Annotated in this window: 11 protein-coding genes; 6 read left to right on the top strand and 5 right to left on the bottom strand. The window is 53.8% G+C overall.

The genetic code is table 11. From position 1 onward, the window contains the following. Nucleotides 1-21: 21 nt before the first annotated feature. The 4 genes from GH984_RS06035 to groES form a co-directional block, all read right to left on the bottom strand. A complete protein-coding gene (locus GH984_RS06035) occupies nucleotides 22-942 on the bottom strand; it encodes a branched-chain amino acid transaminase (RefSeq protein WP_153719321.1) in 921 nt (306 codons plus the stop codon). Further along, complete coding sequence (glnE, locus tag GH984_RS06040) at nucleotides 939-3815, bottom strand: bifunctional [glutamate--ammonia ligase]-adenylyl-L-tyrosine phosphorylase/[glutamate--ammonia-ligase] adenylyltransferase (RefSeq protein WP_153719322.1); 2877 nt, start codon at nucleotides 3813-3815, stop codon at nucleotides 939-941. The genes GH984_RS06035 and glnE overlap by 4 nt, the downstream gene beginning before the upstream one ends. A 123-nt stretch (nucleotides 3816-3938) precedes the next feature. Next, nucleotides 3939-5585 (bottom strand): chaperonin GroEL, encoded by a 1647-nt coding sequence (gene groL / locus GH984_RS06045; RefSeq protein ID WP_153719323.1) that lies wholly within the window; start codon nucleotides 5583-5585, stop codon nucleotides 3939-3941. Nucleotides 5586-5655: 70 nt separating this feature from the next. Beyond that, nucleotides 5656-5946: a co-chaperone GroES gene (gene groES / locus GH984_RS06050; protein ID WP_153719324.1), complete on the bottom strand. Its 291-nt coding sequence runs from the start codon at nucleotides 5944-5946 to the stop codon at nucleotides 5656-5658. A gap of 137 nt (nucleotides 5947-6083) precedes the next feature. Between groES and cutA the strand changes: the two genes are divergently transcribed. The 6 genes from cutA to accC all read left to right on the top strand — a co-directional run bounded on the left by cutA (nucleotide 6084) and on the right by accC (nucleotide 11138). Further along, nucleotides 6084-6407 carry a divalent-cation tolerance protein CutA gene (gene cutA, locus GH984_RS06055; RefSeq protein ID WP_153719325.1) on the top strand — a complete coding sequence of 108 codons (324 nt, stop codon included), beginning with the start codon at nucleotides 6084-6086 and terminating at the stop codon, nucleotides 6405-6407. Beyond that, nucleotides 6404-8275 (top strand): protein-disulfide reductase DsbD, encoded by a 1872-nt coding sequence (gene dsbD, locus GH984_RS06060; protein WP_153719326.1) that lies wholly within the window; start codon nucleotides 6404-6406, stop codon nucleotides 8273-8275. The genes cutA and dsbD overlap by 4 nt, the downstream gene beginning before the upstream one ends. Then, complete coding sequence (locus GH984_RS06065) at nucleotides 8275-8805, top strand: TlpA family protein disulfide reductase (protein WP_153719327.1); 531 nt, start codon at nucleotides 8275-8277, stop codon at nucleotides 8803-8805. The genes dsbD and GH984_RS06065 overlap by 1 nt, the downstream gene beginning before the upstream one ends. A 76-nt stretch (nucleotides 8806-8881) precedes the next feature. After that, complete coding sequence (aroQ, locus tag GH984_RS06070) at nucleotides 8882-9325, top strand: type II 3-dehydroquinate dehydratase (RefSeq protein WP_153719328.1); 444 nt, start codon at nucleotides 8882-8884, stop codon at nucleotides 9323-9325. A 9-nt stretch (nucleotides 9326-9334) separates the two neighbouring features. Beyond that, nucleotides 9335-9781, top strand: coding sequence for an acetyl-CoA carboxylase biotin carboxyl carrier protein (gene accB, locus GH984_RS06075; RefSeq protein ID WP_153719329.1), 447 nt, complete (start codon nucleotides 9335-9337; stop codon nucleotides 9779-9781). Nucleotides 9782-9794: 13 nt separating this feature from the next. Next, complete coding sequence (accC, locus tag GH984_RS06080; RefSeq protein ID WP_153719330.1) at nucleotides 9795-11138, top strand: acetyl-CoA carboxylase biotin carboxylase subunit; 1344 nt, start codon at nucleotides 9795-9797, stop codon at nucleotides 11136-11138. Between the two features lie 4 nt (nucleotides 11139-11142). Here the strand turns inward: accC and GH984_RS06085 are convergent, their stop codons facing one another. Continuing rightward, nucleotides 11143-11931, bottom strand: coding sequence for a sulfite exporter TauE/SafE family protein (locus GH984_RS06085; protein WP_369691968.1), 789 nt, complete (start codon nucleotides 11929-11931; stop codon nucleotides 11143-11145). Between the last annotated feature and the right edge of the window lie 41 nt (nucleotides 11932-11972).

Below are 11972 nucleotides of genomic sequence, written 5' to 3' on the forward strand. Positions count from 1 at the left end.
ACCTATCTCCTTTTAGCCTATCTATACCAAGGTTAGCCATTCTGGGTGTGTGTTTTCACGACCCTCAACTTGGTTAAAGAATCGCGACTGTAAATCTGTGGTGACTGGGCCTCGTTTTCCATCGCCAATCGGGCGATTGTCGAGCTCACGAATCGGCGTTACCTCAGCGGCTGTCCCAGTAAAGAACGCTTCGTCGCATACATAAACCTCGTCACGCGTAATACGGCGCTCGCGAATCTCGTATCCTGCCTCACGGGCGATTGTCATGACGGCATCTCGCGTCACACCGGCTAAGGCCGATGCCAATTCTGGCGTGTGAATCACGCCGTCCCTCACTAAAAAGAAGTTCTCTCCCGACCCTTCGGCAACAAATCCTTCCGGATCAAGAAGCAGCGCTTCGTCATAGCCACAGGCCACCGCTTCTTGAAGTGCTAGCATCGAGTTAATGTACTGACCATTCGCCTTTGCTCGACACATAGATATGTTGACGTGATGGCGCGTAAATGACGATGTGCGAATCCGAATTCCTCGCTCCATACTTTCGTCACCTAAATAAGCGCCCCAATCCCATGCTGCCACCATCAAATGGACGCTTAAATTATCTGCTCGAAGGCCCATCCCTTCATCACCATAAAATGCCATGGGTCGAATGTAAGCACTTTCAAGATGATTGTCGCGAACCACAGCACAACACGCATCAATTACCTGTTGCGGCGTCCAAGGCAAGGTCATTCCCAGTATCTTAGCGGACTCAAAAAGGCGTCGAACATGCTCAGGCAGCCGAAAAATAGCCGGCCCCGATGGGGTTTTATAGGCGCGAATGCCCTCAAAAGCGCCAAGACCATAATGCAGCGTATGAGTGAGCACATGTACCTTGGCTTCTCGCCATGGCACCAACTCCCCATCCATCCAAATCCATCCGTCCCGATCACCCATGCTCATTTATTCAGCCCCTGTTCCATTACCTCTTCCCAAACACCCGCCACTGCTGCCGCCGTTTCTTGAACATCTTCTTCGGGCACAATGGTTGCGCGCTCCTGCAGGGCAAGACGGTGGACTAGCCCCCGATAATGCCGATAGGCATTAGCCAGTGTTGTCGCCTGCTGTGCGCTGAGCTGCTCTCCACGCTCCAGCTCATCCAGCAGTCTTATATTATCTGTGTATCGCAGCAAACCTGAGTAGTTTGCCGCGCCCGCCAGTACCGCGTATTGAACCATGAATTCAATATCTGCGATACCGCCACGATCCTGCTTAAGATCAAACTGACCCGGGCTTTTGGCACTCAATTCTTTACGCATCCGCTCGCGCATCGTGCGAACTTCACCCTGAAGTGCCGAGTTATCTCTCGGTTTTGCCAGTATCTCTCGTCGTAAGTCTGCAAATCGCTGCTTTAGTTTTTCACTGCCTGTCACTAGTCGTGCCCGAACTAAAGCTTGGTGCTCCCATGTCCAGGCACGCTCGAATTGATAGTCCGCAAATGCATCGATACTGGTTGTGAGCAAACCTGACTGTCCACTAGGACGCAGACGGGTGTCCACTTCGTACAAAATCCCGCCAGGTGTTGGTGTGCTCAGGATATGGATGATCCGCTGCGCAAGGCGTGCAAAGAACACGGCGGCGTCGACCGGCTTATTGCCATCGGTGACTGTCCCCGATGGCACCGCATCATGCAAAAAGACAATATCCAGATCAGAGCTATAGCCCAGCTCTAGCGAACCCAACTTTCCGTAGGCGACAATGCCGAAATCAACGGGTTGGCCGTCACCGAGCAACGGAACACCATAGCGTTGACTAACCTGTCGCCAGGCCAGCATCAGCACACGGTCCAGCACAACCTCAGCAATATCCGTCAGATAGTCGCTAACGAGCATCACGGGAATAGAATGACTAAGGTCCGCCGCGGCGACGCGCAAAACGTGGGTTTGCTTAAAATGCCGCAGCACCTCCATTTGCTGTTCTAAATCATCGATATCCACAGCGGCCATTCGCGCATCCACTTCCGCAACTAAAGCCGTTTTTGAAAGGGGGGCATATAGCGTCCTTGGGTCCAGCAGCTCATCCAGCAAAACCGGATGCAACGATAAATAACGGGCGATCCAAGGACTCCCCTCAACCAATCGAACTAGTTGGGAAAGCGCCATCGGATGTTCATTCAGCAATGCCAAATAGGCCGTTCGTCGCACAACCCCATCCAAAAGCGTGATCAACCGCTCAAGCCCTTGCGTTGGTGCGGGTGACGCCGCAACAGCGGCTAGCAGCATCGGCATAAGCCGATTAAGTCGGGTGCGCCCGCGGTCGCTGAGAGCGCGAACTCGGGTGCCTGTCCTAAATTGACCAATTAAATGAAGCGCAGAATCAGGGTCGGTGAATCCGGCGCTTTCGAGGACAGCCACCGCAACGTCTTTATCTAAAACATCGTGCCAAATATCTGCATACTCAGATTCACCCGTTGGCTCAGCTTCATCCTCTTGCTGTGGAGCGACAAAAATCTGGTCGAAATGCCCCTGCACCCGTCGCCGCCAATCATCGAGCTCATCGCACAAGGCTTGCCAGTCTTTCGCGTGCATCGCTAACGTCAAACGGTCACGATCCACCGGATCGGCAGGCAAATCATGCGACTGACGGTCGTGCATGGCTTGAATCCGGTTTTCCAATCGTCGCAGGTATTCGTAGCTTTGCATTAACTCCTGACGGGCGTGCTCAGGCAGTAGGCCATGGTCACCGAGATAGGCTAATACGGGCTGTAAAGCACGTTGCTGAAGAGCAGGGTCCTGACCTCCTCGGATCAATTGAAAGGCCTGCGCAATAAACTCTATTTCTCGAATGCCACCTCGGCCCAGCTTGACGTTATCGGCGAGTCGGCGACGTTTGACCTCACGTGCAATCATCGCCTTCATCTCACGCAAAGATTCTAGCGCGCCGTAGTCAAAGTAACGTCGATAGACGAAAGGGCTAAGCTCGGCTAACAACGCTTCTCCACCCTCAACATCACCGGCCACGGGACGCGCTTTTATCATTGCGTAGCGTTCCCACTCGCGGCCCTGCTCAAGAAAGTAACGCTCCATTGCCGCCGCACTGACCACCAGCGGGCCGCTTTCTCCATAGGGACGCAGCCGCATATCCACCCGAAAGCACTGCCCATCGACTGTTTGCCGATCAAGCGCAGCAATGAGTGCCTGTCCAAGACGCATAAAAAATTGCTCATTCTCGACAGGCTTTTCGCCATTAGTTTGTCCGGCTTCCGGAAAAACAAAGATCAGATCGATGTCGGAGGAAAAGTTGAGCTCACGGCCACCGAGCTTTCCCATGCCCAAAACAATCATCTGAAGTTGAGTGCCTGTCCTTGAAATCGGCTGACCAAATTTTTGGGCTAACCAGCCATGCAACCACCCCAAAGCCCCGTCAATCAGGGCATCGGCAAGCGTAGAGAGCTCGGAGAGGGTTTCGTCTAAAGGTGCCTGTCCCGTTAAATCCCGCCACGCAATGCGAAGCATTTCACGTTGGCGAAAAGATCGTAGGCACCGATGCAGGCTGTTCTCATCGCCAATTTCAGCCAATTGCCGTTCAAGAGAGTCTGCGTAATGGCCTGGCTCATACGCACGGTATAAATCGCCAGTCGTCGATAGGGAATGTAGAAGGGCCGGCTGGCGTAAACACAGCTGGCAGACAAAATCACTGCAAGCCCATACGAAGGGTAGCTCGGCAAGCAAGGCAGGATCCTGCGGAAGATCTTCAGGCCCAGACAACCGCTCTAATGCCGTTGCAACCGGCTGCTGTAGCGAGTCGGGGAGCGTATCGAGAGACTGTTTATTCATGAAACAAGCTTAGCTTTGAAAAAGGACAGTCACAATTTTCTCGAAACAAAAAAAGCCCCGCCGAAGCGGGGCTTTTGGAGCAGACCGGCCCCGATGCCGGGCCGGCGGGCTACGGAGGGCTGATTACATCATGCCGCCCATGCCACCCATGCCGTCCATACCACCCATGCCGGCGGCACCGCTGTCCTTCTCTTCTGGAAGGTCAGCCACCATGCACTCGGTGGTAATCATCAGGCCGGCCACAGAAGCGGCGTTCTGCAGAGCCGTCCGGGTGACCTTGGTTGGGTCGAGAATACCCATTTCAACCATGTCGCCGTAGTCTTCCGACTGAGCGTTATAGCCGAAATTGCCATCGCCACTGGCGACTTTATTCACGACTACCGAGGCGTCTTCGCCGCAGTTGGTCACGATTTGGCGCAGCGGCTCTTCGAGGGCTCGGCGAACAATGCTGATACCCACGTTTTGGTCTTCATTCTCACCCGTGAGGCCGGTTAGTCCCTGACGAGCGCGCAGCAGCGCGACACCGCCGCCTGGCACAATGCCTTCCTCAACGGCTGCACGCGTGGCATGCAATGCATCCTCAACACGTGCTTTTTTCTCTTTCATCTCAATCTCAGAGCCAGCGCCAACCTTAATCACGGCAACACCACCGGCGAGTTTAGCCACCCGCTCTTGGAGTTTTTCACGATCATAGTCTGACGTTGCTTCTTCGATCTGGATACGGATTTGATCAACCCGTGCTTTGATGTCATCAGCGCGACCACCACCATTAACGATTGTGGTCTCTTCTTTGGTGACATTGATCTTCTTCGCAGTACCGAGATCCTCAAGCGTCGCTTTCTCTAGCGTCAGGCCAACTTCCTCGGAAATCACCGTGCCACCGGTCAGGATCGCGATGTCCTGCAGCATGGCTTTACGCCGATCACCAAAGCCTGGTGCCTTCACGCCGGCAACTTTAACGATGCCGCGCATGCTGTTAACCACCAACGTTGCCAGTGCTTCGCCTTCGATGTCTTCAGCGACAAGCAACAGCGGACGGCTCGATTTTGCGACGGCTTCTAACAACGGAAGCAACTCGCGGATATTCGAAATCTTCTTGTCGCAAAGCAGGATGTAAGGATCCTCAAGCTCAGCGGACATGCTCTGCTGGTTGTTAATGAAGTAGGGGCTGAGATAGCCGCGATCGAACTGCATGCCTTCGACCACTTCAAGCTCGTTCTCAAGACCACTGCCTTCTTCAACAGTGATGACACCTTCTTTTCCGACCTTCTTCATGGCATCAGCGATGATCTCGCCAATGGCATGATCAGAGTTGGCAGAAATAGAGCCGACCTGCGCGATGGCCGTGTCCGTTCCACAGGGCTTGGACAGCGTCTGTAGCTCGTCGACTGCGGTGCTGACTGCTTTGTCAACGCCACGCTTGAGGTCCATTGGATTCATGCCTGCGGCAACGGCTTTCATGCCCTCACGCAGGATAGCCTGGGCAAGCACAGTTGCCGTTGTGGTGCCGTCACCAGCAGCGTCGGAGGTCTGTGAAGCGACTTCCTTGGCCATCTGAGCACCCATATTCTCGAACTTATCCTGAAGCTCAATTTCTTTAGCGACGGATACGCCGTCTTTGGTCACCGTCGGTGCACCGAATGATTTATCGAGCACCACATTGCGACCGCGAGGGCCGAGCGTGACTTTCACAGCATTGGCTAGGGTGTTGACACCTGCGACCATGCGGTGCCGAGCGTCGTCGCCGAAACGTACGTCTTTGGCTGCCATTGTCTTTAATTCCTCTTCAATCTAATTCTGTAAAAAAGTCTTACGTGTAGACGGGCAAAATGAACGGGGCTTAGCCCTCAATCACCGCCATAATGTCGTCTTCACGCATGACCAACACCTCATCGTCTGCAACCTTCACTTCGGTTCCAGAAAACTTACCGAAAAGCACTTTGTCCCCAACTTTGACATCAAGGGCGCGAACTTCTCCGGAGTCGAGACGCTTACCATTACCGACGGCAAGCACCTCACCGCGAATTGGCTTTTCTGTTGCGCTATCGGGAATCACGATGCCACCAGCGGTGGTCCGTTCTTCTTCCATGCGCTTTACAACGACTCGATCGTGTAGCGGGCGAAGATTCATCCTCATTTCTCCCTAACTGTTAATTGAAAAACGGGTAGCGCTAAATTTGTTAGCACTCGTCACATGTGAGTGCTAATGATAGTGATGAAACCTTCCACGTCAATACCTAGTCGTACATGCAGTGATAAAATGCCGTCATGAATTCTGTACTCGTTGTATTTATCACCTGCCCCGACCATGCATCGGCCGATCAATTAGCCATTGAGTTAATCGAGCAACGCCATGCAGCCTGTGTGAACTTGATGCCCGGGCTGACCTCGGTGTACCGATGGGCGGGAAAAATTGAGAAAGACCAAGAGGTTCTGTTAGTGGCAAAAACCACCGATACCGCATTTGCTGGACTCAAGACATGTGTGCAGACGCTACACCCGGCCGAGTTACCGGAAATTATCGCTATGCCAGTTTCTGATGGACTCCCCAAGTACCTCCAGTGGGTTAACGCCGAGACATCTAAGCAATGAAAATCATTGCTAGCGTCTTTGCCGCATTGCTATGGCTTTTGCCAATAACTGCGCAGTCTCAGGCCTCATTCAGCCAACTCTTTGGCAATAACAACCAGGCCAGCACCGATATTCTGGCCGTAGAAGATGCGTTTCCTGTGCGCATCGACACAAATAGCGAAACCGCACCAGCCGTTTACATTGATGTTGCCCCCGGCTATTACATTTACCGCGACAGCCTGACCTTCACGCCAGAACAGATCACCCCCGCGTTCCCAGATGCCACGATTAAAGAAGATGAGTTTTTCGGGCAACAACCCGTTTACACCGAGCCAGTCAAAATACCGCTTAAGGAGATGCCAGATAGCGCTATTGAGATGACGCTGCAGGGCTGCGCCGAGGTGGGCGTTTGCTATCCGCCGTATCGTATTAGCTGGACAGGCACTGATATCGAGCAAACACCGACCTATACGATTGACCCAACCGCCGTTGCTTTAACCCCGAATCCAACAGCTGCAGCTTCAACGTCAATATCAACGTCAGCACCAGAGCCCGCGCCCGCAGGGTCTACTAACGCGCTCCAGCAGCTGCTTACTGAAGCCAGCCTGCCCGCCATTCTTGGGGGATTTTTTGTTGCCGGACTGCTGCTAGCGTTTACCGCTTGTTTGTATCCGATGATCCCGATTTTGTCGGGACTGATTGCTGGTGACCCGCACCGCAGCGGCAGCCTGCGTGCGTTTGGTTTGTCGCTGGTCTACATCGAGGCTACGGCAATTACTTATGCGCTTGCCGGGGTTGCCGCTGGCATGACCGGCGCGGCGATTCAAGCAGACCTCCAGTCGCCTTGGGTGCTCGGTAGCTTTGCAGGGCTGTTCGTTATTCTTGCGCTTGGCATGTTTGGGGCCTTTGAACTCCGTATGCCAGCAGCCGTGCAAACCCGACTAACCAATCTCTCTAATCGACAACGCGGTGGCACCTGGATTGGCGTGGCAATTATGGGTGTCCTCTCAACATTGATTGTTGGGGCATGCTCCGGCCCCGCGCTGATTGCAGCCCTAGTCTTCATTGGAACCACCGGTGATGCCTGGCTTGGCGGCCTTGCTTTATTCACGTTGGCCAATGGCATGGGTCTGCCTCTATTACTCATCGGCACCGCGGCCGGCCGCTGGCTGCCTCGTAGTGGGCCTTGGATGAATCATGTACGCGCCATTTTTGGCATTGGATTCCTGGCGGTTGCCCTGTGGATGCTCGAGCGCTTTCTTGCAGGCCCGCTAACGCTAGCTCTCTGGGGATTATTGTTACTAGGTAGCGGAGTTTGGCTGGGGGCGTTAGAAAAGGACAGGCACTTTTTAGGTATCAACCCGCGGCTAACCCGCGCGATGGGTTTAGCGCTTTTGGTTTGGGGTGCTGCAAGCTTGATCGGGGCGGCAAGTGGCGGACGATCCGTGCTTCAACCGTTGGCAACAATCGGCCCATCGATGGGTGTCCAGGAAGGCGCAGAACAAACCAGAAAACTCCCCTTCCGCGATGTGGAAACATTGGAGACATTAAATGAAGCGCTGGCAGCAGCAGAGCAGGCTGGCCGCCCTAGCATGGTCGATATTTATGCGGATTGGTGCATTTATTGCGTGCAGCTTGAACGGCGCACATTTACCGACCCGCGGGTTCATGAGGCAGTGGCTGAGGCTGTTTTACTTCGAGTTGATGTCACCGAGATGAATGCTAACGACAAAGAAATCCTGCGCGCACTGGATGTTTATTTGCCACCGGCCATCATCTTTTTTGACCAACAAGGAAACGAGACACCCAACACACGGGTTGTCAATTTTCTTAATGCAGAACAGTTTATCGACCAGGCCCGCACCGGCCTGCGCCTGGGTAGCCCCTGATGAACCCGGCAATTCGAACTCCATTAACCATCCTCTTTGCCGCCGTCATCGGCGCAATCATTGGTATAACGGCTATCCTCTGGCTACAAAAAACACCCGAAACGATCACGCAAAGACCGGAATTCACGTTGCCGGATTTACAAGGACAGGCACTTTCAATCTCCGACTGGGACGGCCAAGTCGTTGTGCTTAACTTTTGGGCCACATGGTGCACGCCGTGTCGCGAAGAAATCCCACTGTTTAATGAGCTGCAGCAGCGGTTTTATGATGACGGCGTGAGGTTTGTCGGGGTCGCCATTGATGACCTAGAGCCAATTCGCGGGTTTCTTGCCCAGGTGCCAATGAACTACCCCACGGTCTATGGCATGACAGAAGCACTCGACGTGAGCGCGGCGTACGGGAATGACCGCGGCACCTTGCCGTATACCGTCATCATCGACCGTCAAGGCAACATCATCGAACGGTTTATGGGGCAAATTTACGCCGAAGATTTAGTGCCTGTCCTCGAAAAAGCAATTCGCCAAAGATGAGAAATAGCCGGGAAACGGTCGACATTTTCGCTGAAATGCGCCAGAATTCGCTCCGCTGATAAGCGAGGAACTCACCATGAAAAGAATTTTGGTTTTACACGGGCCCAATCTCAACCTGCTGGGTCAGCGTGAACCGGATGTTTATGGTTCAACCACGCTCACGCAAATAAATAGCCGCCTAGAGTTGATGGCAAAGGAAGCCGGCGCAGAGCTTTTTGCGCTGCAAAGTAATGCTGAACACACGCTTGTTGACCGCATCCAACAGGCAAAAGATGAACAGATAAACGGCATTATCATCAACCCGGCAGGTTTTACGCACACTAGCGTGGCGCTGCGAGATGCATTACTTGCGGTTGCCATTCCGTTTATCGAGGTCCACCTGTCCAATCCGGCTGCGCGAGAGTCATTTAGACATCAGTCTTTTCTGACCGACGTTGCCAAGGGGTTGATTGCCGGGTTAGGCCCGATTGGTTATGAATTGGCATTGCAAACGTTTTTGCAATCGCCCCAACAAGACTGAGAAGCATCCATGGATATTCGCAAAATAAAGCGGCTCATTGAGTTATTAGATGAATCTGGCGTTAATGAAATTGAAATTCACGAAGGCGAAGAAAGCGTTCGCATCAGCCGCGGCGGCACTCAGGTAGCTGCTCCGGCACCGGTGTACTCAGCACCACCCGCGCCGCCTGCCCCGACCACGCCAACTGCTACTACAACCGAATCTAATGAGTCAGAACCAACGGGGCATCTTGTTCGCTCGCCGATGGTCGGCACGTTTTATCGCGCCCCATCACCAGAGGCCAATGCCTTCGTAGAAGAGGGACAGACAGTTACAGCTGGCGATACGCTTTGCATTATTGAAGCCATGAAAATGCTTAACCAAATTGAAGCAGATCGCAGTGGTGTGGTGACGCGTGTGCTTCTTGAAAATGGTCAGCCAGTTGAGTTTGACCAGCCCTTATTTGTAATCGACTAAGAGGCAAAGCGGCATGATCGAAAAAGTGCTCATCGCCAATCGCGGCGAAATTGCCTTACGAATTCTTCGGGCGTGTCGAGAATTGGGTATCGGCACGGTGGCTGTCCACTCCACGGCCGACCGTGACCTTAAGCATGTCCGCTTAGCCGATGAATCTGTCTGTATCGGCGGGGCGAGTGCCACCGAAAGTTATCTCAATATTCCGGCCATCATTAGTGCAGCCGAAGTAACAGACGCCACCGCCATTCATCCGGGTTATGGCTTTCTTGCTGAAAATGCAGACTTTGCCGAGCGCGTTGAAGAATCTGGGTTTCGCTTTATTGGCCCCACCGCCGAGACCATCCGCATGATGGGAAATAAGGTTTCGGCGATCAAAGCGATGAAGGCTGCCGGCATCCCTTGTGTGCCCGGCTCGAATGGTCCGCTGGACGACAACGAACACCGCAACCTCAAATTAGCAGCTGAAATCGGCTATCCGGTGATGATTAAAGCAGCAGCCGGTGGCGGCGGACGCGGAATGCGGGTGGTTCACGATGAAACACAACTCCTCGAAGCCATTGCGCTAACACGCACTGAGGCGCAGTCCGCGTTTGGCAGCAACATTGTGTATATGGAGAAATACCTGGGTAACCCACGGCACATTGAGGTGCAGGTCTTAGCAGACACCCACGGTAACGCCGTTCATTTGGGCGAGCGCGATTGCTCCATGCAGCGCCGCCACCAAAAGGTGATTGAAGAGAGCCCAGCACCCGGCATTACCGCCGAAGAGCGCGAGATGATCGGTGAGCGCTGTGCCGAGGCCTGCCGAAAGATTGGTTATCGCGGCGCTGGAACCTTCGAATTCCTCTACGAAGATGGTGAATTCTATTTCATCGAAATGAACACCCGCATCCAGGTGGAACACCCGGTCACTGAGCTCGTCACTGGCCAAGATCTCGTGGTGGAGCAAATTCGCATTGCCGCCGGCGAAACATTGTCCTTTGATCAGTCAGATATTGTTTTTCGCGGGCATGCCATCGAATGCCGAATTAATGCGGAAGACCCGGAGCGATTTGTTCCCTCGCCCGGACCCATCAGCCTATACCACCCACCCGGGGGGCCTGGTGTGCGGGTTGATTCACATGTGTACACCGGCTATGTTGTGCCACCTTACTATGACTCGATGATTGGCAAGATCATCACTTGGGGAGAAACGCGCGATACCGCCATCGCTCGTATGCATACGGCGCTCGGCGAAATGGTCATCGAGGGTATTAAGACCAATATTCCCCTGCAGCAGAAGCTCATGAAGGATGAAGCATTCCGCCGTGGCGGGGCCAATATCCATTATTTGGAAAAGAAATTAGGCCTTAGCTGAGCGCTCAGCTAAATAAAAGGCGAAGCCCGACAAGCGCAAGAAATATCGCAAAGCCCTGTTTTAACAGCCGGCTCGGCAGGCGACTGGCTAAACGCGCGCCAATCGGCGCCAAGAACACGCTTGCGACCGCTACGCCAAATACCGCCGGCCAGTAGATATATCCCGTGCTGTAGGCCGGCAGTTGATCATCACCGGTGCCTGCCAGCATAAACCCAACCGATCCGGCCACCGCAATAAAAACTCCCGCAGCAGCTGAGGTTCCTACCGCTTGGCGCATGGCTACGCCCGTCCAGAGCAAAAAGGGCACCACCATCGTGCCGCCACCAATCCCAACAAGGCTAGAAAGACACCCAATCAAAAACCCGACTACCGACACAATAAACGGCGCCGGCATACCGCGCGCAGACTCTGGCTGAACACCAAAAAACATTCGCAGAGAGAACAGCAGCAGAAATACGCCAAAGATAATTTTGAGTGCCTCTCCTGAAAGCGCGGCGGCAACCTGCGACCCGGTTAACGCGCCCAAAACCAAGCCCAGCACCAACCAGGGCAGTACGCTAATGACAAGGTTGCCGAGTCGCCAATGGGCATGGGCCGATGAAATACCCGTAAACACGATGGTGGCTAGCGAACTACCGACCGCAACGTGCATCGCAACATCTTCGCTCATGCCCTGCGCAGCAAAAATCGGGAGCATGGCCGGCACCATCACAACGCCACCGCCAAGACCAAACAGCCCAGACGTTAATCCAACGAAAACCCCCGCAATCATGTAGAGCAGAAAATCAAGCACTGCTCGCTCCCTCGCCTAAATGCCAACGAAGTATACAGAAA

This window comes from Spiribacter salilacus, from assembly GCF_009649225.1.
GTDB classification, from domain to species: Bacteria; Pseudomonadota; Gammaproteobacteria; order Nitrococcales; family Nitrococcaceae; genus Spiribacter; species Spiribacter salilacus.